Here is a 24,475-nt window from a genome sequence, read left to right as displayed (position 1 = left end):
GATGCAGGCTGCCCCGACCGACCGAGCCCCCGGCTGCCCGCCGCCGTGCGCCCGCTGACCCGCGCCGCCGCCTTCGCGCTGGGCGCCGTCGCGGGCCATCTCGCCGACGCCCGCTTCGCCGATCCGCGGCGCGGCCACCCGGTGGCCGCCTTCGGCAGCGCGGCGGGCCGGCTGGAACGGCCGCTCTGGCGCGACCACCGCGGCGCCGGCGCCGCCTACACCGCGCTCTGCGTGGGCACCGTCGCGGCCGGCGCGGTGGCCGCCGACCGGACGCTCGGCCGCCGGCCGCTCGGGCGGGCCGCGCTCACCGCGGCCGCGACCTGGACGGTCCTCGGCGGCACCTCGCTGACCCGGGAGGCCCGCACCATCGGCCGCTCGCTGTCCGCGGGCGACCTGGCGGCGGCCCGCAGCCGGCTGCCGCACCTGTGCGGCCGCGACCCGAGTGCGCTGGACGAGCAGCAGATCGCCCGCGCGGTGGTCGAGTCGGTCGCCGAGAACACCGCCGACGCCGTGGTGAACGCCCTGGTCTGGGGCGCGCTCGCGGGCACGCCCGGACTGCTGGCGTTCCGCGCCGTCAACACCCTGGACGCGATGGTCGGCCACCGCTCGCCGCGCTACGCCCGGTTCGGCTGGGCCTCGGCCCGGCTGGACGACGTGGCGGGCTGGCCGGGCGCCCGGCTGACCGCGCTGCTGACCGTCGCCGCCTCGCCCGAGCCCCGGACCGCCTGGCGGGTCTGGCGCCGGGACGGCTCCGCGCACCCCAGCCCCAACGCGGGCCAGGCCGAGTCGGCCTTCGCGGGGGCGATCGGCGTGCGGCTGGGCGGCACGCTGGCCTACGGGACCAGGGTGGAGCACCGGCCCGTCCTCGGCGGCGAGCTGCGGCCGGTGACGGTGGACGACATCGAGCGGGCCTGCCGGCTCTCCCGCCGGGTGGGGCTGCTCGCCCTGGGGACGGCGGTCGCCGGGCACGCCCTCGGGCAGGCCCTCCGGACGGGGCTGACGGCGCGGCGTACGCCGGCCCGGACGGCAGCACCCCCGGCAGGACTTCTGCCGGGGCTCACGGCACGGAAGCGGAGGGGGAGCGCATGAGCAACGCGCTGCTGGTCGCCGGGACGACCTCGGACGCGGGCAAGAGCGTGGTCACCGCGGGCATCTGCCGCTGGCTGGCCCGCCAGGGCGTCGCCGTGGCGCCGTTCAAGGCCCAGAACATGTCGCTGAACTCCTTCGTCACCGCCGACGGCGCCGAGATCGGCCGTGCGCAGGCGATGCAGGCGCAGGCGGCCCGGGTGGAGCCCGAGGCCGCGATGAACCCGGTGCTGCTCAAGCCGGGCGCGGACGGCCGCAGCCAGGTGGTGCTGCTGGGCCGGGCCGTCGCCGAGGTCGGCGCGATGGACTACCGCGACCGCAAGCCCCTCCTGCTGGAGCGGGCCCTGGAGTGCCTGGCGGACCTGCGCGGCCGCTACGACGTGGTGGTCTGCGAGGGCGCCGGCTCGCCCGCCGAGATCAACCTGCGGGACCGGGACATCGCCAACATGGGCCTGGCCACCGCCGCCGGGCTGCCGGTGGTGGTGGTCGGGGACATCGACCGCGGCGGGGTGTTCGCCGCGATGTACGGGACGCTGGCGCTGCTGTCGGCCGAGGACCAGCGGCACGTCGCGGGCTGGTTCGTCAACAAGTTCCGGGGCGACGCGCGGCTGCTCGCCCCCGGCCTCGACATGTTGAACCGGCTCACCGGCCGGCCGGTGCTCGGCACCCTGCCGATGCTGTCCGGGCTCTGGCTGGACGCCGAGGACTCGCTCGACCTGACCACCGTGGTGGACCGCACGGAGGGCCGCGGGCCGCTCGGCGCGGACGTGCTGCGGGTGGCCGTGCTGCGCTTCCCGCGGCTGTCCAACTTCACCGACATGGACGCGCTGGCCCAGGAGCCGGGCGTACTGGTCCGCTGGGCCACCCGGCCCGAGGAGCTGGCCGACGCCGACCTGGTGATCCTGCCCGGCACCCGGGCCACCGTCGCCGACCTGGCCTGGCTGCGCGAGCGCGGCCTGGAGCCGGCCCTCAGGGCGCGGGCGGCGGCCGGGCAGCCGGTCCTCGGCGTCTGCGGCGGCTACCAGATGCTGGCCGGCACGATCGTGGACGAGGTGGAGTCGAAGGCCGGCTCCGTGGACGGTCTCGGCCTGCTGCCCACCCGGGTCCGCTTCGGCGCCGCGAAGGTGCTCGGCCGACCGGTCGGCGAGGCGTACGGGCAGCGGGTCGAGGGGTACGAGATCCACCACGGTGTGGTGACCGTCGAGGGCGGGGAGGCCTTCCTGGACGGCTGCCGGGTGGGGGCGGTGTGGGGCACGACCTGGCACGGCGCGCTGGAGAACGACGGCTTCCGGCGCGAGCTGCTGCGCGAGGTGGCGCAGGCGGCGGGCCGGGCGTTCGTGCCCGCGCCGGACACCTCGTTCGCCGAGGCGCGCGAGGCCCGGCTGGACCGGCTGGGCGACCTGATCGAGGAGCACGCGGACACCGACGCGCTGTGGAAGCTGATCGAGGGCGGGGTACCGGCGGCGGGGTCGCTGCCGTTCCTCCCGCCCGGAGCCCTCTTGGAGAATCATGAGTGACGTCCGCTATCCCTTCACGGCCATCGTCGGCATGGCCGACCTGCGGCTCGGGCTGCTGCTCAACGCCGTCTCCCCGGCCGTGGGCGGGGTGCTGGTCCGGGGCGAGAAGGGCACCGCCAAGTCCACCATGGTGCGCGCACTGGCCGGCCTGCTGCCGTCCATCGCCACCGTGGACGGCTGCCGCTTCGCCTGCGACCCGGCAGCGCCGGACCCGCAGTGCCCGGACGGCGCGCACACCGCCGACGCCTCCGAGCGCCCCGCCCTGCTGGTCGAGCTGCCGGTCGGCGTCACCGAGGACCGGATCGTCGGCTCGCTGGACCTGGAGCGGGCGCTGTCCGAGGGCGTCAAGGCGTACGAGCCGGGGCTGCTGGCCCGCGCCCACCGCGGCGTGCTCTACATCGACGAGGTCAACCTGCTCCAGGACCACGTGGTGGACCTGCTGCTGGACGCCGCCGCGATGGGCCGCTCCTACGTCGAGCGCGAGGGCGTCTCGGTGCGGCACGCGGCGCGGTTCCTGCTGGTCGGCACGATGAACCCGGAGGAGGGCGAGCTGCGTCCGCAGCTGCTCGACCGGTTCGGCCTGACCGTGGAGATCGCCGCCACCCGGGACCCCGCGGAGCGCGCCGAGGTGGTCCGCCGCCGGCTGGCGTACGACGCCGACCCGGCCGGCTTCGCCGCCCGGTTCGCCGAGGACGAGCGGCGGCTCGCCGAACGGATCACCACCGCGCGGGAGTTGCTGCCCGAGGTCGAGCTGACCGACGCGGCGCTGCGCCAGCTCACCGCCGTCTGCGCGGCCTTCGAGGTGGACGGGCTGCGTGCGGACATCGTGATGGCCCGCACCGCCGTCGCGCTGGCCGCCTGGGCGGGCCGCACCGAGGTGCTGGAGGAGGACGTCCGCAAGGCCGCCCAGCTGGCCCTGCCGCACCGCCGCCGGCGCAACCCCTTCGACGCACCCGGTCTGGACGAGGAGCAGCTGGACCGCACGCTGGAGGAGCACGCGGAGCCCGAGCAGCCCGAGCCTGAGCAGCCCGACAACGGCCCGGAAGGCAGCGGCCCCGACGGCGGTGGCCCCGACGGCGGCGGCCCCGAGGACGAGGGGCCCGGCCCGGACGGCGGCCCCGACAACGGCGGGGGCGGCGGCGCACCCGACCCCGCGGACACCCCCGGCGCCCCCGACGGCTCCGCCGCCGCGGAACCGGAGCAGGAGCAGCCGGCCGACGGGGAGCCGATCCCCCGGCAGGGCCAGGGCGGCGCCCGCGAGTCGGCCCCGGTCGCGGCCGGCGAGCCGTACCGGACCAGGCTGTTCAAGGTGCCCGGCACCGGCCGCGGCGCCCAGGGCCGCCGCTCCCCCGCGGAGACCGACGGCGGGCACACCATCCGCGCCCGCCGCCCGCAGGGCCGGCTCGCCCGGCTGCACCTGAGCGCCACCCTGCAGGCCGCCGCCCCGTACCAGGCCGCCCGCGGTCGCAGCGGCCGGGCGCTGGAGCTGCGCCCGGACGACTTCCGCGAGCAGGTGCGCCAGGGCCGGGAGTCCAACCTGGTGCTGTTCGTGGTGGACGCCTCCGGTTCGATGGCCGCCCGGCAGCGGATGGGCGCCGTCAAGGGTGCCGTGCTGTCCCTGCTGATGGACGCCTACCAGCGGCGCGACAAGGTCGGCCTGGTCACCTTCCGCGGCAGCGGCGCCGAGCTGGCGCTGCCGCCGACCTCCTCGGTGGAGGTGGGCGCGGCCCGGCTGGAGTCCCTGCCGACCGGCGGCCGGACCCCGCTGGCGGCCGGTCTGCTGCGCGCCCACGAGGTGCTGCGGGTGGAGCGGATGCGCGATCCGCACCGCCGCCCGCTGCTGGTCGTGGTCACCGACGGCCGGGCCACCGGCGGCCGCGACGCGCTGCCCGCCGCCGACCGGGCGGCCGGGCTGCTGGCCGCCCAGGGCATCGCCAGCGTGGTGCTCGACTGCGAGTCCGGGCCGGTGCGGCTCGGCCTCGCCCACAAGCTGGCGGCCCGCCTGGGCGCCTCCGCCGTCTCCCTGGCCGAGCTGCGCGCCGAGGGCGTGGCGGCGCTCGTCCAGGCCCACCGCACCACCGACCTCCACCGAAAGGCGGCCTGATCCCCATGCCCAAGGGCGTAGCCGAGAACGTCCCCGACGACGGCCTGACCACCCGCCAGCGCCGTACGCTGCCGATCACCGCCGTGCACACCGGCCCGGGGAAGGGCAAGTCCACGGCCGCCTTCGGCATGGCGCTGCGGGCCTGGAACCAGGGCTGGCCGATCGGGGTGTTCCAGTTCGTCAAGTCCGCCAAGTGGAAGGTGGGCGAGGAGAACGCGCTGCGCGTGCTCGGCGCCTCCGGCGAGGGCGGCACGGTGGACTGGCACAAGATGGGCGAGGGCTGGTCCTGGGTCCAGCGGTCCACCGAGATGGAGCAGTCCAGCGAGGAGGCGGCCAAGGAGGGCTGGGAGCAGGTCAAGCGCGACCTGGCCGCCGAGACCTACCGCTTCTACGTGCTGGACGAGTTCACGTACCCGATGCACTGGGGCTGGGTGGACGTGGACGAGGTGGTGGCCGTTCTCAGGGACCGCCCGGGCAGCCAGCACGTGGTGATCACCGGCCGCTACGCCAAGGAGCCGCTCACCGAACTCGCCGACCTGGTAACCGAGATGACCAAGGTGAAGCACCCCATGGACGCCGGCCGCAAGGGCCAGCGCGGTATCGAGTGGTAAGTCGGAACACGTGAACATCCCCCGTCTCGTCATCGCCGCGCCGTCCTCCGGCTCCGGCAAGACCACCGTCGCCACCGGTCTGATCGCGGCGCTCGCCGCCCGCGGTCTGGCGGTGTCGCCGCACAAGGTGGGCCCGGACTACATCGACCCGGGCTACCACGCGCTGGCCGCCGGGCGCCCGGGCCGCAACCTGGACGCCTTCATGTGCGGGCCGGAGCGGATCGCGCCGCTGTTCCTGCACGGCGCGGCCGGGGCCGACGTGGCGGTGGTCGAGGGCGTGATGGGGCTGTTCGACGGGGCGTCGGGGCGCGGCGAGCTGGCCTCCACGGCGCACGTCGCCAAGCTGCTGAAGGCGCCGGTGGTCCTCGTGGTGGACGCCTCCTCGCAGTCCCGTTCGGTGGCCGCGCTGGTGCACGGCTTCGCCTCCTGGGACCCGCAGGTGCGGCTCGCCGGGGTGATCCTCAACCGGGTCGCCTCCGACCGGCACGAGCAGCTGCTGCGCGAGGCCCTGGAGGAGGGCTCCGGCGTGCCCGTGCTGGGCGCCGTGCGCCGCTCGGCGGCGGTCGCCACGCCCTCCCGCCACCTGGGCCTGATCCCCGCCGTGGAGCGCTCCGCGCAGGCGCTGCAGGCCGTCCGGGACATGGGCGAACTGGTCGCCTCCTCGGTGGACCTGGACGCGCTGCTGGCGCTGGCCCGGACCGCTCCCCCGCTGGACGGTGCACCCTGGGACCCGGCCGCCGAGGTGGCCGCGGCCGCCGGCGCGGTGACCGGCACGGCGGCCGGAGCAGTGTCCGGCGCGCCCCGGATCGCGATGGCCGGCGGCGCGGCGTTCTCGTTCTCGTACGCCGAGAACGCCGAACTGCTGGCGGCGGCCGGCGCCGAGGTCGTGCCGTTCGACCCGCTGCACGACGACGCCCTGCCCGAGGGCACCGCGGGCCTGGTGATCGGCGGCGGCTTCCCCGAGCTGTACGTCCGGGAGCTCAGCGCGAACACCGGGTTGCGCAGCGCGATCGCCGCACTCGCCGGCCGGGGCGCCCCGATCGCCGCCGAGTGCGCCGGACTGCTCTATCTCGGGAGGGAGTTGGACGGCCTGCCGATGTGCGGCGTGCTGGACACCACGGCCCGGATGACCGAGCGGCTGACCCTCGGGTACCGGGAGGCCGTCGCGCTGCACGACTCGCCTCTGGGCCCGGCCGGCACCCGGGTACGCGGCCACGAGTTCCACCGGACGGTCTGCGAGCCCGGCTCGGGCGAACAGCCCGCCTGGGGCTGGCGGCTGCCGACCGGGTCGCGGACGGAGGGTTTCACCGCCGGCGGTGTTCACGCTTCGTATCTGCACCTTCACTGGGCAGGATCACCGCAGCTGGCGGCCTCGTTCGTCGCGGCGGCCGCCGCGATCCCCCTGCAGTAGGCAGGCGAAGGGTCTGGTGTTATCACCGTCCGGGGCGTCAAAATAGGGACAGATAGCCGCAAATCGCTCCACCCGCACTCGGTGCCGGTGACCCGACCGCCTTCCGGCGCGCCGACCGACCGCCGACGGCCCCGCGGATCCGACGGAGCGTGCGGACACGCCTCGCCAGTGAGCCGGCCCTAGGGAGCCGTCACCATGCGTCACACGTTAACCCCGCTGCATCACCACCATCACTCCGCCGACCAACCCTGCCTCGCGCCTCTCTCCCCGAAGTCGCTGGGGCAGCTCTATGCCGAGTACCTGAATCTCAAACAGTCCCGGCGGCTGCCGCCCGACATCACCTTCGACCAGTTCTACGTCGTCTGGCGGGCCGAACGGCGCGGCGGCGGCATGGTCGGCCTCGACGACGGCGCCACCAGCCCCGCCCCGGCCGTGGGCGCGCAGCTGATCTCCCGTCCCGAGACCCCGCTGAAGGGCGAGGTCCACACCCTCGTCCTGCTGGTGGACTTCCCCGACAAGCCGCACCAGAGCGAGTTCACCCCGGGCCACTACGAGCAGCTGCTGTTCAGCAAGAACCACACCTTCCCCAGCGGCAGCCTGCGCGACTACTACCGGCAGTTGAGCGGCTTCGACCCGGACGGCGCCCACGGCATCGACGTCGTGGGCGAGGTGCACGGCTGGCTGCGGCTGCCGCAGCCGATCTCCTTCTACGTCGACGGCCGGACCGGCCAGGGCACGTTCCCGCGCAACTCCCAGGGCATGGCCCGGGACGCCATCGCGGCCGCGCGCGCCCAGGGCATCGACTTCACGCCCTTCGACGCCCTCAAGGAGGGGTTCGTCACCGCGCTGTTCATCGTGCACGCCGGCCGGGGCGCCGAGGCCACCAAGGGCAACGTGAACAACTTCTGGAGCCTCAAGTGGAACGTCCCGCCGCCCCCGCCGTTCCTGGACCCCCCTGGTCCGGAGGGTGTGGAGGTCGCCCCCGGCCTGCGGGTGGGCACCTTCCTCACCGTGCCGGAGGACTGCAGCGTCGGCCTCTGCGCCCATGAGTGGGGCCACCTCGCCGCCCGGTGGGACGACTACTACGACATCGGCGACTTCGCCCTGACCAAGTCCGCCGGGCTCGGGGACTACTGCCTGATGGCCTCCGGCAACTGGGGCGACAACGGCCAGACCCCGGTCTTCGCCAACGGCATGCTCCGGATGTTCCACGGCTGGACCAGCCCCCAGCGCATCACCCGGACCACCCCCGACATCACCCTGCGGCCCGCCGCCGAGGGCGGCGGCATGCTGTTCATCCAGAACGCCCGGACGATGAAGGAGAAGCAGTACATCGTCGTCGAGTACCGGCGCAGGAAGGGCCAGGACGCCTTCCTGCCGGACGAGGGCATCGCCGTCTACGTGGTCGACGAGGACATCCTCGACGTCGAGGACGAGGAGAACCTCGCCATCGAGCTCCTGCAGGCCGACGGCCGGCGCGACCTCGCGGCGATCTTCCGCCAGGGCAACCGCGGCGACGCCGACGACCTCTACCCCTCCGGTTCCAACCGGCTCGTCGGCCAGACGAGCAACCCCGCGCTCAACCTGCCGGACGGGCACTGGACCGGCGTCACGGTCACGGTGGCCGGCACGGCGGGCGCGGACGAGATGAAGGTGGACGTCAAGGTCGAGTGACCTCGGCCCCACCGTCTCCCCCCACCTCCCCCCTCTCCCCCTCCACCTCTTCCCCCGCACCCCGCACCCCGCACCGCCCCGGACGCGCAGCGTTCGGGACATGCGGGTGAACGGACCCGGCCGGACGTTCGGCGAACCGGCCCGCGGCGGTATCCCTGCCTGGGTCGAATACCCGTCAGGGCGACCGCGTGCGCCCGGAAGAGGTGGATTGATGAGATCGAGAGCGATCGCCCGAGGTCTGCGCGCCGTGGCCGCCGTCACCGCGGCGGCGGCCACCGCCATGACCGCGGGCACCGCGAGCGCGGCGCCCGCCGGATCCGACGGGCTCAGCCCGGACATCCTGGCGATCATGCACAAGCCCGCCTACGAGCACGCGCAGTGGGGCCTGCTGGAGATCGACGACACGACCGGCGAGGTCATCCACTCCCAGTACCCCGACCAGTTCTTCATCCCCGGGTCGACGGCCAAGCTGGTCAGCGTCTCCGGCGCCTGGCACACCCTCGGCACCGACCACCGGTTCACCACACCCGTGCAGGCCCTCGGCACCCGCAGCGGCTCCGTCCTGGACGGCTCGCTGGCCCTGATCGCCCAGGGCGACCTCACGATGGGCGGCCGCACCAAGCCGGACGGCACCGTCGCCTTCACCCCGATCGACCACACCTACGCCAACGACGTCCCCGGCGCGACGCTCACCCCCGAGGACCCGCTCGCCGGGCTGGACCTGATCGCCGGCCAGGTGCGCGACACCGGCATCACCGAGGTGCGGGGCGACGTGGCGATCGACCCCCGGCTCTTCGCCCCCGACACCGAGCTGGACCCGACCCCGACCCCGCTGATCGTCAACGACAACCTGATCGACCTGCTGTCCACCGCCACCACCCCCGGGCAGCCGGCGCAGCTCAGCTGGCGGCCGCAGGTCGCGCCGTACCAGGTGGAGTCGACCGTGCGGACGGTCGAGGCCGGCGGCGCCACCGCCATCGCGGTCTCCGCCTCGCCGGACGGTACCCACATCACCCTCTCCGGCACGATCGCGGCCGACGCACCGCCGACCCTGCGCGTCTCCCACGTCCAGGACCCGAACGCCTTCGGGCGCACCGCCCTGATCGAGGCGCTCGCCCGGGCCGGCGTCACCGTCACCGCGCCGCCGACCGGGCCCAACCCGGTCGGCCTGCTGCCGGACTCCTACGACGGCACCCAGCGCGTCGCCGCGTACGTCTCCCCGGTCTTCGAGCAGTACGCGCGGCTGATCCTCAAGGTCAGCCACAACCTCGGGGCCAACCTCGCCATCTGCCTGATGGCCGTGGCCACCGGCAGCCACCAGTGCGCGGACGGTTTCCCCGTGCTGCGGGACTTCCTGAGCGGCGCCGGGATCGACCCGACCAAGGTGCAGCTGCTGGACGGGCGCGGCGGCAACCCGGTGGACCGGGTCACGCCCGACGTGGAGAACGAGATCCTGCACTACTGGCAGGGCACCCCGGACGCCGACCGGTTCCGGGAGGCGCTGCCGATCCTCGGGGTGGACGGCTCGCTCGCCTCCGCCTGCGACGGCTGCCCGACCTGCCCGGGCAAGGGCAAGGTGTGGGCGAAGCCCGGCTCCGTGATCGGCTACGACGCCGTCAACGACCGGCTCGCCGTCGGCGGTGAGACCCTCGGCGGCTACCTCGCGGCGGGCCACGGGCGGCTGCACACCTTCTACCTGGCCGTGAACGGCGCCTCGACGCCGAACATCGACACCTTCTTCGACATCCTCAACGACCTGAACCGGATCGCCGGCCTGCTCCAGCAGCAGGCCGAGGCCCGCCCCTGACGCCTTCTCCGGCCCGCCCCGAGGGCCCCGACCGCCGGACGGTCGGGGCCCTCGGCCGTGCGCCGGCGGCGCTCCCCGGCCGGGGCCGGGTCAGCTGCGGGTGATGAGGAGGGTGGTGCCGTCGAGGATGCGGTCCAGGCCGAAGGTCAGGGGGTCGGCGGTTGTGGGGGCGAAGGCTCCGGCGGCGATGGCGGCGGTCAGGGCGGGGTAGCGGTGGCCGTGGCGTTCGAGGACGTCGGCGGAGAGGCGGTTCCACTCCTGGTCGCCCTCCTCGTCGCGGTCGACGAGCTGCTGGGCGAGGTTGCGGATGTGGCCGATGACCAGGAGGACGGTGTCGTGCTGCTGGGCGGCGGGCAGCCCGGTCGGGGCCAGGGTGGCCAGGGCGGCGTCGAGCCAGGCCAGTTGGTTGGGGCCCATCAGCTGGCGACGCATCGCGGTGGCGGTCAGGATCCACGGGTGGCGGCGGTACAGCGCCCAGCACTGGCGGGCCCAGTCGGCGAGTCCGGCGCGCCAGCCCTCGGACGGGTCGACGGCCTCGACGGGGACGCCGAGGGCGGCGTCCACCATCAGGTCGACCAGTTCGGCCTTGCCGGGGAAGTAGCGGTACAGGGCCATCGTGGTGACGCCGAGGACGGCGGCGACGCGCTGCATGGAGACGGCGTCCAGGCCCTCCGCGTCGGCGAGTTCGACGGCGCAGGCGACGATGCGCTCGGCGGTCAGTGACGGCTTCGGGCCGCGCCGGGGCTGGTCCTGCTCGCCCCACAGCAGCGCCAGGCTGGCCCTGGGGTCGCGCTTCTTCTCCTTGCTCGCCCTGCTCGCGGCCATGCGGGCCCTCCTCGGTGCGCTCGGGGTGCTCTGCGCTCGGTGCGTTGACGGTCGGTTCGAAACTGTGTATAACATAGACTCAATTGCTTAGCCGATACACAGTTCAGGGGAGTAACCGTGATCAGCGCCGTTCTCATCGCCTCCGCCGCCGCCCTCGCCGTGCCCGTCGCCGGCGCCCTCGGCCACCGCCGCCTCCGGCAGGCCGCCGGCGCCCGGCTGATGCGGATCACCACGCCGAACGGCGTCGACGAGCAGGGCTTCGTCCGCATCGGCGGCATCGAGCAGTGGATCTCCGTCCGCGGGGAGGACCGGGGAAACCCGGTGGTGCTGGAGATCCACGGCGGCCCCGGCGCCTCCAACACGGTCTACGGGCCGCGCACCCGGGCCTGGGAGAAGCACTTCACCGTCGTCCGCTGGGACATGCGCGGCACCGGCAGGACCCTCGGCCGCTCCGGCGCCGACGGCCAGGGCGAGCTGTGCTTCGCCCGGATGTACCGGGACGCCGTCGAGGTCACCGACCACGTGCGCGCCAGGATGGGCGTCGACCAGGTCGTCCTGGTCGCCAACTCCTTCGGCAGCACCTTCGGGCTCCGGCTGGCCCGGCAGTACCCGGACCGCTACTCCGCCTACGTCGGCACCGACCAGAACATCCACGACGCCGGCCGTGACGACTGCGCCCACCGGGCGCTGCTGGCCCGGCTGCGCGCCGCGGGCAAGGGCAGGGAACTCGCCGCCGTCGAGGAGCTCGGCTCCGACCGGCGCACCTGGACCGCCGAGCAGTACGGCGTCTACAACAAGATCGCCGCCACCAGCGACCCGCTGACCTTCCGGACCGTGAAGTCCGTGGTGCTGAAGTCCCTCTGGTTCTCCCCGCTGCACTCGCTGCGCGACCTGGGCACCCTCGGCAAGGGCATGAAGCTCTCCGAGCAGATCCTGCCCGCCACCGCCGGCTTCGACGACTGGGCCGACGGCACCCGCTTCGACCTGCCGTTCTTCGTGTTCCAGGGCGACCAGGACGTGCTCACCCCGGCCGACCGGGCCAGGCGCTTCCTCGACGACGTGCAGGCGCCGGTCAAGGAGTTCGCCCTCATCGAGGACGCCGCCCACTTCGCGTCCTTCCTGCACCCCGACCGCTTCCTCGACCTGATGCTGACCAGGGTGCGACCGGTCGTCACCGGTGCGCTCCACGCCGTCCGGTGAGCCCGCGCTCGCGGGGCGCGGACGCGGACGGCGGCCCCTGCCGTCCGCTGGGGAGGGCGGGGACCGCCGCCCGTTCGGGCGTGGTCCGCGTTCACCTGGGCCCAGGGGGCCCGGTGGGGTGGGTCAGTTGTACTGGGTGGTGACGCTGACGCCGCTGAAGTCCTGCGAGGCGGCGAGGCTGAAGTAGACCCAGCCGGACGGCGGGTTGGCGATGGTCAGGGTCTCGCCGTTGCCGGCGCTGGTGGACCTCGCCTGGTAGCTGCCGGTGGTGGCCCAGGTGCCGCCGCCGTAGTAGAGGTCGGCGTTGCCGGTGCCGCCGCCGCTGGTGATGGTCAGCTGCTGGACGCCGGCCGGCAGGTACAGGAAGTGGTAGCTGTAGTTGCCGGTGGTGGCCGCGAGGTTGTCCCGGCGGCAGTTCTTGTCGAACTGGCGCGGGTCGGCGATGGTGCAGAGCGGGGTGGCCGGGACGACCGGGGCGTCCGGCAGGGGGCCGCAGTCGTTGGTCGCACAGGTGGTCGTCAGCCAGGTGTCGAAGCCAGCGTCGTAGCCGGTGCCGATGGTCTGCTTCAGGATGGTGCGGGCGCCGTTCCAGTCCCCGGTGCGGTACTTGGCGAGCACGGCCTGGATGTCCGCCGGGTGCTCCTGCAGCATGTAGCGGACGGCCAGCCAGCCCCAGCGGTAGACCCGGTTCGAGTTGACGTCCGGGTCGCCGGTCTGGTCGTAGACGGTGTCGAAGAGCTCGCTGAGCTTGTAGGTCTTCTTGCCGGCCTCGGCGATCGCGTCGCTGTTGCGCGCGTTGCGGTAGCCGAAGGAGACGTTCTCGGCGATGCCCTCGACCCACCAGATGGTCGGGGTGACGATGCCGGCCTCGAAGTCGCCGTACATGTTGTAGCGGCCGTCGAGGTAGTGGGTGTACTCGTGGTTGAGGTTCCAGATCTGGAAGCTCGGGCGCAGCCAGCTGGCCTCGTGGGCGATGAACCGGGCCTGGTTGCCGGGCAGGGCCGGGTTGCCCTCCTCGTACATGCCGCCGTTGTCGACGTCGATGTCGTAGAAGGACCAGGCGTACAGCGAGTAGTTGTAGTAGTCGTCGAAGGCGACGACCTCAAGGTTGGTGTTCACGTCACCGGGGATGGCGCCCTTGTCACCGATCACCTTGTGGAAGTAGGCGTCCTGGTTGACCAGGCTGGTGCAGGTGGTGGCCAGCTGCGCGGCGGACATGTCCTGGGCGCGGATCTTCAGCCCCGGGTTGCAGGTGTGCTGGGTCGGCAGGATCACCGGCATCAGGCGGGTGTTCATGTCGCAGATGCCGTAGGCCGCGCAGTTGCCCTTGTCGAACTTGCGGGTCGCCCAGGCCAGGTTCATGGTGATCGGGGCGGTGGGGCCGACGTTCGGGTACCGGTTGATCAGGTCCTTGAGCAGCGGCCGGAGCTGGGTCTTGAGCTCGGGCACCACGAGGGCGTAGCCGAGGTAGCGGCCCATGTTGCTGACCATGTCGTCGCGGTTCAGCAGGTCTTCGTTGCGGGTGATGAAGTCGGCCCAGGTGGTGAGCAGGCCGCTATCGGCCTTGAGGGCCGCCTTCAGGCCCTGGCTGTCGGCCTTGGGGTCGAAGGCCTCCTCGATGATCCAGTCGAAGTGCTTCAGGGACAGGTTCATCCGCTCGGGCCAGGTGCCGTTGTAGCCGGCCAGCATCCGCTGGAGGACGCCGTCGTACCGGCCGAGCGTCTTGGTCTGGCCGATCACCGTGACGACCTCGTTGAGGATGTCGCCGTTGGCGTCGGTGATGTCCTTGCTGTGCGGGGCGGCGAAGAAGGCGTCCAGTGCGCCGTGGGCCGCGGTCTCCAGCGCCGGACCGTAGGTGCCGATGACGCCCGGGTTGACCTCGTGCAGGTAGTAGCCGGCGCGCAGGAACATCACCAGCTGCCCGACGGACGTGCTGTTGTCGCCCGGGTAGGTGGCCGAGGTGTCGCGCAGCGCGTTGGCGACGGTCACCATCTTGGCTTCGCCGAAGGCGTTCGCGGCGTCGGTGCCGGTGAGGTTGAACAGCGGGTAGGCGCAGGGGACGTTCGGCAGTGCCTTGAGCTGCTGGACCAGCGCACTGCCGGTGGCGTTGACCAGCCCGGACAGGTTCGGACAGGGCTCCCCGGCGGCGGCCGAGAACTGCTTGGCCGCCTTGACGGGCGCGGAGACCGGCGCTCCCGGCGCGGTGGGCTCCTTGCCGTAGTCCTGTGAGGAGAGCTTGAACGTGCTGCTGTTCGTGGCCTCGGGCGACTTGGGGACCGGGATGGACCGCGGCGCGGGGGCCGCGGCTCCGGCGGTGCTCGCGCCGGCCGGGGCCGCCGTGGCGCCGACGGGGGTGGCCTGGCTCTGCGGGGTGAACAGGCCGAGCGCGATGAAGAAGGCCGCGCCGAGTGCAGGGATTCTGCGCGCGTTGGCCTTTGATATCCGGGAGAGGCGCATCTGTGGGGGCCTCCGGGGGCCGTAGTGGTCACGTGTTGGGGACGTAACCGTTTGATGTATGACATGTAAAATTTCACATGTCGCATCACAACCGGAAGGCCTCAGCCGGATCGGCACCGCACCGAAACTGAAACGTTGTCATCCTGTGGGCGCCGACGGGCTTGCGCCGTGACCTCTTGGGACGGCGCGTAGTTGACGCCGGAGTGGCTGCGGAGCGGCGGTCAGCCGGAGGCGCGCACGTAGATGTCGGTGGCGCCGGTGAGGCCGCCGGAGGTGGTCGCGACGTAGATCCGGCGGCCGGCGGTGGGGGTGCGGATGACCGTCGGGCTCGGGGTGGCCGTGGGACTCGGCGTGACGGTGGGGCTCGGCGCGGCCGTCGGTACGGGCTCGGGCTCGGCCACCGCCGCGGCCGGTACGAGTACCGGGGCCTGGGTCTGGGCCTGGGTCTGGGCCTCGGTCGCGGACACGGTGGGGGTCGGGCTCGGTGTCTGCGCCGCCTCCTCGCCGTCCCCCTCCTCGTCGCCTTCGTCGTCCCCCTCCGCGGACTCTCCGGTCGGCCTCGCGGAGGCGGTGCACGGGTCGGACGGCGAGGGCGAGGTCTCGGGCGACGAGGGCGACGGCTGCGGGTCCGGCGGTGCCGTCGCGGTCGGGCTGGCCATCGGGCCCGGCGTCGGTGCGGGCGGCTCCGCGAGCGACGGCGAAGGCGAGGCCGAGGGCGACTCCTCGGGCGCGGTCGTCCCGGAGGGCGGCAGGGAGGGCGTCCCGGCCGTCCCCACCTCCGGCAGCTCCGAGGCTTCGGCCGGCTCGTCCCCGCCGAGGGCCGCCGTCAGGTCGGCCGGCAGCGGGGCCAGCGGACCGGGCGCGGGCAGGTCGTAGGTGCGCAGGAAGTCGGCGACGTCGACCGGCCGCCCGCTGCCCAGCCGGTAGTGCAGATAGGCCACCGGCACGCCGTCCGGGGTGTGCGTGTACACCGCGCCGACCGGCACGTAGTACCGCCCCGCCCCCGGGTGCTGGGACGGGTGCAGGCCAGCCAGCAGCTCGGCGCGGTCCCGGTCGGTCTCCGGCACCGGGCGCCCGATCGTCAGCGCGTTGACGCCCCGGACCAGCAGCACGCCCATGAACGCCACACAGAGCACCAGGCCCACCGCGATCGAGCGCCGCAGCACCGGCCGGCCCTGCAGGGCCGGCCACGAGTCACCCGGTGTCCGCTCCCCCGCCGGCCCGCCGCCCCCGCGTGCTCCGCCCGGCTCCCTCACCTTCACCGTCCCGCTCCCCCGTCAGTCGGCACGCCCCCGTGCCCTCGCTCTGCTCGACGTGGGCCTCTCCCCCGACGTTCCGGAGCCCACCGTGCGCCGTCGGTCCACGGTCGGCGCCACCCCCGCAGCCTCCCACACCCGACCCGACGCGGACCGGTCAGCCCGGGAATGCCGGTGCCACGGCCGCCTCCAGCAGCCGCCGCGGCTCGCCGGTGCCGTCCGCCGGGGCGGTCCAGAGGTCCGCCCCGAAGTCGCCCGGCAGCGCGTAGAGCAGGGTCGAGGAGTCGGCCCAGACGGCCTGGTCGTCGATGTTGCGCTGCTCGGCGGTGGGGGTCTCCGCCATGGTGGCGAGGTCGAGCACGTAGAGCCGCCAGGGGGCGTCCGGCGAGGCCCCGGCCACCCGCTTCTTGTAGGCGATCCGCGTCCCGTCCGGGGAGAGCGAGGGGCACTCGACGTTCTCGTGGAGGGTGGTGAGCGTACGGGCGGCGAGGTCGCCGCGCACCAGGTACGTCTTGCCACCGGTCGCGACGGTGGCGTAGAAGGCGTTGTCGTCGGCGAAGGTCACGCCCCAGACGTTGACGTCGGGCGCCCGGTACGGCTTGCCGTCCACGGTCAGGTCGAAGGCCTCCAGGTTGTCCCGGAGGTTCCAGTCCCGGACGTCCACGATGGACGTCCGGGTGGAGAAGTCGGTGCCCGCGTAGGAGTCGCCGCTGACGAAGACCGTCCACGCCGCGAGGTGGCCGGACGGCGAGACCCGGGAGCGGGTCGGGATGCCGGCCGCCGGGAAGGACCGCAGCTCGTGCAGCCGGTCGTCGAGGACGACGGCCCGGTAGGTGTCCTGGAGCGCACCGCGCTCCGCCTGGAGGCAGACGCCCGTGCCGCCGGCCGTGTGGAAGCGCAGGCACTGCACGCCCGAGGCGGTCCGCGGGCCGTCCGGGTGGTCGGCGGGCACGGTGGCCAGCTCGTCGCGGTGCGGGCCCCAGGCCATGTTGCGGAACACCAGCCGGCGCCCGTCACCGGAGGCGTCCAGCGAGACCGGGCCCTTGGTGACCACCGGGCCGCCCGGCTGCACCTGGTCCTTGCGGGCCGACTGGCCGGACGCGTACAGCACGGCGCCGGTGCCGACCGAGCCCAGCAGCAGGACGGCGACCAGCAGGATCACCACCCGGCCGCGCGTCTGGAGCGACTGGTTCACTGCGGACCCTCCGGGGACGGGCGAAGGACGAAGGACGCCCCGACGACGCAGCCGGCCAGGGCGGCGGCCGACCAGGCCAGGGCGGTGGTGCCGCCGACGGCGCTCCACAGCGCGCCGAACGCCAGCGAGCAGGCGAACCGGGCGAGCGCCTGGCCCGTCCCGACCAGGGCGAGCCCGGCACCGCGCTGCTCGGCGGGCACCGCGTCGGCCGCGGCGGCGGCGAGCACGCCGTCCGTCGCCGCGTAGAACGCGCCGTGCAGCACCAGCACGCAGACCACCGCCGGCAGACCGCCCAGCGGCGAGAGCAGCAGCCCGTAGGCCAGCAGCAGCAGGCCGTGCCCGGCGAGGAAGAGCCGGCGGCGGCCGATCCGGTCGGCGAGCGCACCGAGCGGGACGGCGAGCAGCAGGAAGGCGGCGGCGGTGCCGAGCGGCAGCAGCGGGAAGAGGTGGGTGGCCAGGCCGAACCGGCGCTGGACCAGCAGGTAGAGGAAGGAGTCGCTGACGGTGGTCAGCCCGAGCAGCACCGCGCAGAGCGCGAGCCGGCGCAGCGCCGGGCGCCGCAGCAGGGCGAGCCCGTCCCGCAGCGACGGGGCCGTCCGCGGCGGGCCGTCGGCCCGCAGCCGGCTCGGCACGAACAGCAGCAGCACCAGGACGCCGAGCACCGCGACGCACGCGCTGACCGTGAACACCGCGTTGTAGCCGTGCCGCTCGCCGTTGTCGGCGAGCATCGGCCCGCCCGCGAGGCGCAGCACCAGGAAGGCGGTGAGCGGTCCGAGCAGCGCGCCGGCCGTGTCCATCGCCCGGTGCACGCCGAACGCGCGCCCGCGGTGCTCGGGTTCGGTCGCCAGCGAGATCATCGCGTCCCTGGGCGCGGTGCGCAGCCCCTTGCCGGTGCGGTCGGCCGCGATCACGGCGCCGATCAGCGGCACGGTGTGGACGAGCAGCAGCAGCGGTTTGCAGAGCGCCGACAGCCCGTAGCCGACCGCCGCGACCGCCTTGTGCCGCGGTGCGCCGTCCGCGCCGCGCCGGTCGGCGAGGTGGCCGCCGGTGAGCCGGACCAGTGCGCTGAAGCCGTTCTGGATGCCGTCCAGCAGCCCGAAGCCGAGCGGGGACAGGCCGAGCCCGGTGAGCAGGTAGAGCGGCAGGACGGCGCTGACCATCTCGGAGGACACGTCGGTGATCAGGCTGACGGTGCCCAGCACCAGCACGGTGGCGGGGACGGCGGCCACCCGCCGCCCCGACTTCTCAGCCGGGGCGGCGGGGGCCTTGGAGCTGCGGGAGTCCGCGAGGTACACGGGCGTCAGTTCCAGATGCCGGTGATGGTGGCGGCGGTGGCGGCGTTGCCCGCGTGGCTGGTGAGACCCGCCAGGTCCTCCACGGTGCGCAGCACGTTGTAGTGGTTGTAGGTGGTGGCGGTGGTGCTGCCGGGCGTGACGTGCTCGCCGTACAGGACCGTCGGGATGCGGTTTCCGGAGAGCTTGTTGTCCTCGTCGAAGGTGACGACCAGGATGCTGTTGTGGGTCTTGGCCCAGGTCGCGTAGGCGCCGAGCTTGTTCTTCACCCAGGTGTCGCCGGTGCCGACCGAGCAGTCGTGCATGTCGTTGCAGAGGTCCGGCACCACGAAGGAGACCTTCGGCAGCGTGGTGTAGTCGGTGGGGAACTGGGTGAAGGTGAACGCGCTGCTGGTCGGCACGTTGCTGAAGCCGAACCAGGGGTTGTGCTTCTGCGCGTACTTGCCGCTGCTGCAGGTGGTCGAACCCTGGCTCGGCAGGCCCTCGTTGTAGCTGGCCCAGGTCTTGCCCGCGGCGATCAGCTCGGAGGCCAGGTTGGGCTTGTTGATCGAGCCGACCGGCACGCAGCTGTCGTCGGTGCGGCCCTGGGTGGCGCCGGAGAACAGCATGTAGTAGTTGGGCTCGCTCGGGTGGGTCAGCCCGTACGACTGGGTGAGGGTGGCGCCGCCGGCCTTGAGCGTGCCGTTGATGTACGGCGCGCTGGAGCTGCCGATGACCTGCGAGTAGGCGTGGTTCTCCAGGACCACCACGACCACGTGGTCGGGGGCCGGCAGGGCGGCGGCCTGCGCGGTGCTGCCGGTGGCGGCCCAGAGGCCGAGCGAGCCGGCCATCAGGCCGAGGCCGGCGGCGAGCGCGGTCAGCGGGCGGCGGGAGCCGGGCGCGGCGGCGGGGCGGAGTCGTGCGAAGGCCATGGGTGTCCTCCGTGCGTCGTGAAGCTGCGGATTCAGAGCGCCGCAAACAGTAGGAGGGTGGCGGTGGCGTGGACCGCGCAAGGCAGGTGAAGAACAGGCGAACAGCGGCCCTCCCGTCGTCGGTGTCGGGGTCGCCGGGCGGCGGCGGACGTCACAGCCGTCCCGATTGACCCGTCCGTCACCACCATGGTGGGATTTCCCGGCCGCCGCCTCCTGACCGTGCGGCTTTCGGAGGAAGGCGGCCGTGCTGCCGAGGGAGCGGAACGTGATCGGTCTGGTCGCCGTCGACACGGCGGGCCGCACGCTCGCCGCGGAGCTGCGGGCGGCGTGGCCGGGAGCCCTGCCGACGACCCCGTCGACGACCCTGCCGACGGCCGTGGACGGTCCCGGCGGCGGGAGCCCGCTGGAGGCCCTGGGCTCGGCCCTGGGCCGGTACCGCCGGGTGGTCTGCCTCGGGCCCGCCCCAACCGTCGTGGGGCTGCTCTGTGCGGTCCCGCCTGACCTCCTGGAGCGGCCCGACGGCCCGTACGGGCGGCCCGACAGCCTGCCGGGGCGGCCCGCCCTCGTCTGCGTGGACCCTTCGCGGCGCCGGGCCGTCGCCCTGGCCGGGGGCGCCGAGGAGGCCCGGGCGCTGGCCGCGGAGGTGTCGGCGGTCCTGGGCACCCGGCCGGTCGACACCGGGGAGCCGGCGGACGGGTGGCTGCCACGGCTCACCGACCGGGCAGTCGCCGCCGGGGACGCGCCGGTGGTGCACCCGCGCACCCTGACCGTCGGGGTCGGCGCCGGGAGCGCGGCCGGGCCCGACGACGTGCTCGACCTGGTCCTGGAGTCGCTGGCCGCCGCCGGGCTGGCCACCGCGTCCGTCGCCCGGCTGGCCACCGTGGACGGCAAGGCCGACCACCCGGCGGTGCGCCGGGCCGCGGCCCTGCTGGACGTGCCGGTGGGAGGCCACCCGGCCGCCGCCCTGGCGGCGGTGCGGGTGCCCAACCCCTCGGCCGGGGTCCGGGCCGCCGTCGGCACCGCGAGCGTCGCCGAGGCGGCGGCGCTGCTCGGTGCGCCCGGCGGCCGGCTCGTCGTGCCCAAGCGGAAGTCGGGGGCGGCGACGGCCGCGATCGCCCGGTCGGCGGCCCGCGGACGGCTGGCGGTGGTCGGCCTGCGCCTCGACGGGCCCGACCCGTTCACCGGGCGCGGTACGGCGGAGCTGCGGCGCGCGTCGCTGGTCGTCGGTGCGCCCGGCGTACTCGACCGCCTCACCCCCGTGCTGCGGCCGACCGCCCGCCGCGTCGCCGTGGCGGACCACCTCGACACCGCCGTCGCGCTCGCCACCCAGGGGCAGGCCGTCGTCCTCGCCGTCCCCGGAGGCGCCTGCGCGCTGCCGGTGGAGCCCGGCCCCTACGACCTCATCCGCGTCCCCGCCCCGCCCCTCCCCCGTGCAGGAGATCCCTCGTGACCAGCGCCACCCCCCGGACCGAGCCCGACCTGCGCCACCACGGCGACGCGGAGGTGCGCTCCCCCGGCCTGGTCGACCTGGCCGTCAACGTCCGCACCGGCACGCCCCCGCCGTGGCTGCGCGAGCACCTCGCGGCCACCCTCGGCGATCTCGCCACCTACCCCGACCCGGCCGCCGCCCGCGCGGCCGTCGCGGACCGGCACCGGCGGCCGGTGGCGGAGGTCCTGCTCACGGCGGGTGCGGCCGAGGCCTTCGTGCTGCTCGCCCGAGTTCTGACGCCACGTCATGTTACGGTGGTGCACCCGCAGTTCACCGAGCCGGAGGCGGCCCTGCGGGATGCCGGGCACACCGTCCACCGGGTGCTGCTCTCCCCCGCGGACGGCTTCCGGCTGGCGGCCGTCCCGGAGGAGGCCGACCTGGTGGTCCTCGGCAACCCCACCAACCCGACCTCCGTCCTGCACCCGGCCGCCGCCGTCGCCGCCCTCGCCCGGCCCGGTCGGACCCTGGTGGTGGACGAGGCGTTCATGGACACCGTGCCCGGCGAGAGCGAGTCGCTGGCCTCCGTCCGGGACCTGCCCGGGCAGGTGGTCGTCCTGCGCAGCCTGACCAAGACCTGGGGCCTGGCCGGCCTGCGGATCGGCTACGTCCTCGGCCCGGCGCCGCTGATCGCCGGGCTCGCCGCCGCCCAGCCGCTCTGGCCCGTCTCCACTCCCGCCCTCGTCGCCGCCGAGGCCTGCAGCGCCCCGGCCGCCCTCGCCGAGGCCGAGGAGGCCGCCGCCGACCTGGCCGGACACCGTGCGCACCTGCTGAAGGGGCTGGCCGGCGTCCCGTCCGTGCGGGTGCACGGCGAGCCGGCCTCCTCCTTCGTCCTGATCGAGCTGCCCGGAGCAGCGGCCGTCCGCGAGCGCCTGCGCGAGCGCGGCTTCGCCGTCCGGCGGGGGGACACCTTTCCCGGGCTGGGGCCCGACTGGCTGCGCATCGCCGTCCGGGATCCCGCGACGACGGACCGCTTCCTGGCGGCGCTCGACGCGGTGCTGGGCGCGAGTCCGCGTACCTCCCGAGCCGACGCCTGAACCCCTGGGACAGGACCGGGACATTTCAAGCACCAGCCGGTGATCAGGCTCGACCTACCGTGGAGGCAGACAGCGATCCACCCCGGACAGAAGGAAGTTGGGCCCTCCATGCGCTCGCGAATCGCCCTCGCCGCTCTTGCCGTCACCGCTCTCGCGGCCACCGCGACCGCCTGCGGCCCCGACAACAGCGACGCGCCGACGGCCGTGGGCGGCGCCCCGACGACCACTGCCCCGGCTGCCGCGCCGAGCACCGCCGCGCCGACCACCGCTCCCCCGGCTGCCGCGCCGAGCACCGCCGCGCCGACCTCCGCCGCACCTTCCAAGCCGGCGAAGCCGTCGACCCCCGCCCCGGGCGCGGGCGACAAGACCGGCTACGGCCAGGCCTGCGGCGCCAACGACCTCACCTTCAGCGCCAAGCTGGAGACCCAGGCCGGCGGCTACATCCAGATCTCCGCCAAGGCCAAGCCCGGCATCACCTGCGTCCTGTCCGGCGAGCACCCGGTCATCGCCTTCGGCTCGGGCGGCATCGAGGCCGCCAACGCCGAGCAGGCCGTTGGCGCGCCGATCACCCTCAGCGGCTCCACCGTCGCCTACGCGGGGATCAACCCGAAGAGCACCAACACCAACCAGGTCATCGAGTTCAAGGACGTCATCATCGGCATCGGCAACGGGGACCCGAACCCGGTGAGCATTCCCGTCGGCACCGTCAAGGTCGACAAGCCGGTCGTCACCAACTGGCACACCAGCGCCAAGGACGCCGTCCCCGGCGTCTGATCCTTGATGATTGACGATCGGTCAAAACCATTGTTCCGAGCGCCTGGAGCGCATTCGCGACCGTTTGTCGAATTCCTCCGCTGCCGAACCATGTCTGTGCCACGTTCCGAATTCCCAACAGAACATCAAATTCACCGCCAGCAACTCGCCGGGTGGGGTGGGCTCCGGGACCGACGCCCCCGTCACTTCAGCGAGGGCGGGCGGGGGATCGAGCTCGTCCGCGAGCCGGCCTTCGACTTCGGGGTAGTCATACGACGCGGTACGGGCAAGCGCGTCCGGGTACGCGTCCTGCTCGACGACGACCAGAACCCGTACTCACCGCCCCGGAGTTGAGCGCCGATGCAATCCCGTACCGGCCGGCACGCCCACCGGCAACGCGAGCAGGCCAGGGCGGCCGTCGCCGAGCCGACCGACGCCCTGGCCACCGCGAACATCGTCCTGCCGTCATCCGGCGTGGACAGCCCTTCCCTCTTCACCGGTGAGGTACCGGTGGAACTCGGCCGGGCCCGCCCCGAGGTGGTCGTCCGGCTCGCCGCACTCATCCGCCGCGGGACGGACCGGTGAACCGGCCGACGCCCCTCGAAGTGGCCGCCACCGTCCTCGTGCTCGCCGCAAGCATCGCGCTCGCCTTCGGTGCGGCCGCGCTGGTCGGCCCCGACCGGCGCGGCACCGCCGGCATCGTCTGGTGGACGACCCTCGCAGCCTCGCTCCTCCGGGGCCTCAGCTGGTCCGAGACCGCCCTAGACCGGCGCCGGACACCGCCACAGTGATCAGCACAGCTCGACCACGTCCCCCACCCTCACCGCTCCCGGCTCCACCACCTGCGCGTACACCCCCGCGCAGGGCAGCGCCGCCATCCCCTCCATCGGGACCAGCCGGTTCCGCTCGGCGAGGGTGCGCAGGGCGGCGGTGTCGCGCGGCAGTTCGCCATGAGCGAGGGTGGGGACGGCGCAGCGCGGCGTCGGCACGACCACCCGCACCCGAACCTCCGGGCCGATGCCCAACTCCCGCCCCACCCAGGCGTTCTCGACGAAGCCCTCCCCCTCGGTACGGATCACCAGATTGGGGCGGTAGCGCTCGGCCTCGACCGGCACGGCGTCCAGGGTGGAGGTGGTGAGCAGGTGCAGCGGCGCGAAGTCGAAGAACGTCCCGCCGGGGGCCGCCCGGCCGAGCCCGTTGACGGTGACGGCGACCTCCGCCTCGATACCGTGGGCCAGCACCTCCTCCGGGACGGCCCGTTCCAGCATTGCCCCGGGTGGCGGCTCGTCCACCAACCGGACCGACCGGCCCAGCAGTTCGGAGAGCTCCCGCTCGCCGACCGCCCGCCCGTCGGGGCCGGTGACGGCGACCCCGTCCGCCGTCAGCACGGCGGTGCACCCGAGCATCCCGGCCCACAGCCGCGGGTTCTTGGCGCTCACCACCCGCCCGCCGGCCACGTCCACCAGCGCCCGGCCGCGGTCCCCGTCGATCCCGCACGCCGACACCCCGGCCGACCGCAGCTCCTCCCCGAGCATCGACTTCACCGGGTACCGCCGCAGCCGCTCCACCACTCCGACCCTCACGCCGCCCACTCCCACACCATCGCGAAGCCCCCCTCCCGCACCCCGAGTCGGGCGCCGATCCGCAGGACCATCGCCTCCCCCTGGTGGTTCGCCGCCGAGCGCGAGCGCGCCGAGCGGGCCCGCACCGGGGAGGGCATCGAGCTGACGTGGTCCGCGGTAGGTGCCGGCCGCTGGGCCATCACCGGGTCCGGCCATGACCGCCGCTTCGAAGTCACCCTCAACGACCGCGACTTCGCCCACGACTCCTACGAGGTTCGGGAGAACGGACAC

21 protein-coding genes are annotated in these 24,475 nt (G+C 74.2%); 13 read left to right on the top strand and 8 right to left on the bottom strand.

Annotated elements, in window-relative coordinates; genetic code table 11:
* Positions 1-45: 45 nt before the first annotated feature.
* From ACGFZP_RS23370 to dacB, 7 genes are all read left to right on the top strand, one after another.
* Positions 46-1,089, top strand: coding sequence for a cobalamin biosynthesis protein (locus ACGFZP_RS23370; RefSeq protein ID WP_392936116.1), 1,044 nt, complete (start codon positions 46-48; stop codon positions 1,087-1,089).
* Positions 1,086-2,603 (top strand): cobyric acid synthase, encoded by a 1,518-nt coding sequence (locus ACGFZP_RS23365; protein ID WP_392936113.1) that lies wholly within the window; start codon positions 1,086-1,088, stop codon positions 2,601-2,603. The genes ACGFZP_RS23370 and ACGFZP_RS23365 overlap by 4 nt, the downstream gene beginning before the upstream one ends.
* A complete protein-coding gene (locus tag ACGFZP_RS23360; RefSeq protein WP_392936110.1) occupies positions 2,596-4,707 on the top strand; it encodes a putative cobaltochelatase in 2,112 nt (703 codons plus the stop codon). Before ACGFZP_RS23365 ends, ACGFZP_RS23360 begins: the two co-directional genes overlap by 8 nt.
* Positions 4,708-4,712: 5 nt before the next feature.
* Entirely contained in the window at positions 4,713-5,318 is a 606-nt protein-coding gene (gene cobO, locus ACGFZP_RS23355) for a cob(I)yrinic acid a,c-diamide adenosyltransferase (protein ID WP_387941478.1), read from the top strand.
* Between the two features lie 10 nt (positions 5,319-5,328).
* A complete protein-coding gene (locus tag ACGFZP_RS23350; RefSeq protein ID WP_392936106.1) occupies positions 5,329-6,729 on the top strand; it encodes a cobyrinate a,c-diamide synthase in 1,401 nt (466 codons plus the stop codon).
* 195 nt (positions 6,730-6,924) lie between these two features.
* Positions 6,925-8,403 (top strand): M6 family metalloprotease domain-containing protein, encoded by a 1,479-nt coding sequence (locus ACGFZP_RS23345; RefSeq protein WP_392936103.1) that lies wholly within the window; start codon positions 6,925-6,927, stop codon positions 8,401-8,403.
* A 211-nt stretch (positions 8,404-8,614) separates the two neighbouring features.
* On the top strand, positions 8,615-10,210 hold the full coding sequence (dacB, locus tag ACGFZP_RS23340) for a D-alanyl-D-alanine carboxypeptidase/D-alanyl-D-alanine-endopeptidase (protein ID WP_392936101.1): 1,596 nt from the start codon (positions 8,615-8,617) through the stop codon (positions 10,208-10,210).
* Between the two features lie 90 nt (positions 10,211-10,300).
* On the opposite strand, the gene ACGFZP_RS23335 is transcribed toward dacB, so the two are convergent.
* Positions 10,301-11,035, bottom strand: a complete 735-nt coding sequence (locus ACGFZP_RS23335; RefSeq protein WP_392936098.1) for a TetR/AcrR family transcriptional regulator — start codon at positions 11,033-11,035, stop codon at positions 10,301-10,303.
* Between the two features lie 117 nt (positions 11,036-11,152).
* Here ACGFZP_RS23335 and ACGFZP_RS23330 point away from each other — a divergent pair, with 117 nt between their 5' ends.
* Positions 11,153-12,235, top strand: a complete 1,083-nt coding sequence (locus tag ACGFZP_RS23330) for an alpha/beta fold hydrolase (protein WP_392936095.1) — start codon at positions 11,153-11,155, stop codon at positions 12,233-12,235.
* 123 nt (positions 12,236-12,358) lie between these two features.
* On the opposite strand, the gene ACGFZP_RS23325 is transcribed toward ACGFZP_RS23330, so the two are convergent.
* The 5 genes from ACGFZP_RS23325 to ACGFZP_RS23305 all read right to left on the bottom strand — a co-directional run bounded on the left by ACGFZP_RS23325 (position 12,359) and on the right by ACGFZP_RS23305 (position 19,346).
* Positions 12,359-14,692: a collagenase gene (locus ACGFZP_RS23325; protein ID WP_392936093.1), complete on the bottom strand. Its 2,334-nt coding sequence runs from the start codon at positions 14,690-14,692 to the stop codon at positions 12,359-12,361.
* A 221-nt stretch (positions 14,693-14,913) separates the two neighbouring features.
* On the bottom strand, positions 14,914-15,954 hold the full coding sequence (locus ACGFZP_RS23320; protein WP_392936090.1) for a hypothetical protein: 1,041 nt from the start codon (positions 15,952-15,954) through the stop codon (positions 14,914-14,916).
* Between the two features lie 151 nt (positions 15,955-16,105).
* Complete coding sequence (locus tag ACGFZP_RS23315) at positions 16,106-17,143, bottom strand: TolB family protein (protein ID WP_392936087.1); 1,038 nt, start codon at positions 17,141-17,143, stop codon at positions 16,106-16,108.
* A complete protein-coding gene (locus ACGFZP_RS23310) occupies positions 17,140-18,438 on the bottom strand; it encodes an MFS transporter (RefSeq protein WP_392936084.1) in 1,299 nt (432 codons plus the stop codon). The genes ACGFZP_RS23315 and ACGFZP_RS23310 overlap by 4 nt, the downstream gene beginning before the upstream one ends.
* Positions 18,439-18,443: 5 nt before the next feature.
* Positions 18,444-19,346, bottom strand: a complete 903-nt coding sequence (locus ACGFZP_RS23305) for an alkaline phosphatase family protein (protein WP_392936081.1) — start codon at positions 19,344-19,346, stop codon at positions 18,444-18,446.
* Positions 19,347-19,611: 265 nt separating this feature from the next.
* Between ACGFZP_RS23305 and ACGFZP_RS23300 the strand changes: the two genes are divergently transcribed.
* From ACGFZP_RS23300 to ACGFZP_RS23280, 5 genes are all read left to right on the top strand, one after another.
* Complete coding sequence (locus tag ACGFZP_RS23300; RefSeq protein ID WP_392936079.1) at positions 19,612-20,796, top strand: cobalamin biosynthesis protein; 1,185 nt, start codon at positions 19,612-19,614, stop codon at positions 20,794-20,796.
* Entirely contained in the window at positions 20,793-21,869 is a 1,077-nt protein-coding gene (cobC, locus tag ACGFZP_RS23295) for an Rv2231c family pyridoxal phosphate-dependent protein CobC (protein ID WP_392936077.1), read from the top strand. The genes ACGFZP_RS23300 and cobC overlap by 4 nt, the downstream gene beginning before the upstream one ends.
* Positions 21,870-21,977: 108 nt before the next feature.
* Positions 21,978-22,643 carry a hypothetical protein gene (locus ACGFZP_RS23290; protein ID WP_392936074.1) on the top strand — a complete coding sequence of 222 codons (666 nt, stop codon included), beginning with the start codon at positions 21,978-21,980 and terminating at the stop codon, positions 22,641-22,643.
* 339 nt (positions 22,644-22,982) lie between these two features.
* Positions 22,983-23,207 (top strand): hypothetical protein, encoded by a 225-nt coding sequence (locus tag ACGFZP_RS23285; RefSeq protein WP_392936071.1) that lies wholly within the window; start codon positions 22,983-22,985, stop codon positions 23,205-23,207.
* Positions 23,204-23,413, top strand: a complete 210-nt coding sequence (locus ACGFZP_RS23280; RefSeq protein WP_392936069.1) for a hypothetical protein — start codon at positions 23,204-23,206, stop codon at positions 23,411-23,413. Before ACGFZP_RS23285 ends, ACGFZP_RS23280 begins: the two co-directional genes overlap by 4 nt.
* Here the strand turns inward: ACGFZP_RS23280 and ACGFZP_RS23275 are convergent, their stop codons facing one another.
* Together ACGFZP_RS23275 and ACGFZP_RS23270 are read right to left on the bottom strand one after the other, a co-directional pair.
* Positions 23,414-24,205 (bottom strand): MOSC domain-containing protein, encoded by a 792-nt coding sequence (locus tag ACGFZP_RS23275; RefSeq protein ID WP_392936067.1) that lies wholly within the window; start codon positions 24,203-24,205, stop codon positions 23,414-23,416.
* On the bottom strand, positions 24,202-24,384 hold the full coding sequence (locus ACGFZP_RS23270; RefSeq protein ID WP_392936064.1) for a hypothetical protein: 183 nt from the start codon (positions 24,382-24,384) through the stop codon (positions 24,202-24,204). The genes ACGFZP_RS23275 and ACGFZP_RS23270 overlap by 4 nt, the downstream gene beginning before the upstream one ends.
* Between the last annotated feature and the right edge of the window lie 91 nt (positions 24,385-24,475).

The organism is Kitasatospora sp. NPDC048239 (assembly GCF_043202015.1).
Taxonomy (GTDB): Bacteria; Actinomycetota; Actinomycetes; order Streptomycetales; family Streptomycetaceae; genus Kitasatospora.
This window is presented reverse-complemented; position numbering and strand designations above follow the sequence as displayed.

Bases quoted from the DNA above. Each gene is read 5' to 3' on its own strand.
- ACGFZP_RS23365 (WP_392936113.1), top strand. From the start codon at position 1,086: ATGAGCAACGCGCTGCTGGTCGCCGGGACGACCTCGGACGCGGGCAAG.
- ACGFZP_RS23360 (WP_392936110.1), top strand. From the start codon at position 2,596: ATGAGTGACGTCCGCTATCCCTTCACGGCCATCGTCGGCATGGCCGAC.
- cobO (WP_387941478.1), top strand. From the start codon at position 4,713: ATGCCCAAGGGCGTAGCCGAGAACGTCCCCGACGACGGCCTGACCACC.
- ACGFZP_RS23345 (WP_392936103.1), top strand. From the start codon at position 6,925: ATGCGTCACACGTTAACCCCGCTGCATCACCACCATCACTCCGCCGAC.
- dacB (WP_392936101.1), top strand. From the start codon at position 8,615: ATGAGATCGAGAGCGATCGCCCGAGGTCTGCGCGCCGTGGCCGCCGTC.
- ACGFZP_RS23335 (WP_392936098.1), bottom strand. From the start codon at position 11,035: ATGGCCGCGAGCAGGGCGAGCAAGGAGAAGAAGCGCGACCCCAGGGCC.
- ACGFZP_RS23325 (WP_392936093.1), bottom strand. From the start codon at position 14,692: ATGCGCCTCTCCCGGATATCAAAGGCCAACGCGCGCAGAATCCCTGCA.
- ACGFZP_RS23305 (WP_392936081.1), bottom strand. From the start codon at position 19,346: ATGGCCTTCGCACGACTCCGCCCCGCCGCCGCGCCCGGCTCCCGCCGC.
- ACGFZP_RS23290 (WP_392936074.1), top strand. From the start codon at position 21,978: ATGCGCTCGCGAATCGCCCTCGCCGCTCTTGCCGTCACCGCTCTCGCG.
- ACGFZP_RS23285 (WP_392936071.1), top strand. From the start codon at position 22,983: ATGCAATCCCGTACCGGCCGGCACGCCCACCGGCAACGCGAGCAGGCC.
- ACGFZP_RS23270 (WP_392936064.1), bottom strand. From the start codon at position 24,384: ATGGCCCAGCGGCCGGCACCTACCGCGGACCACGTCAGCTCGATGCCC.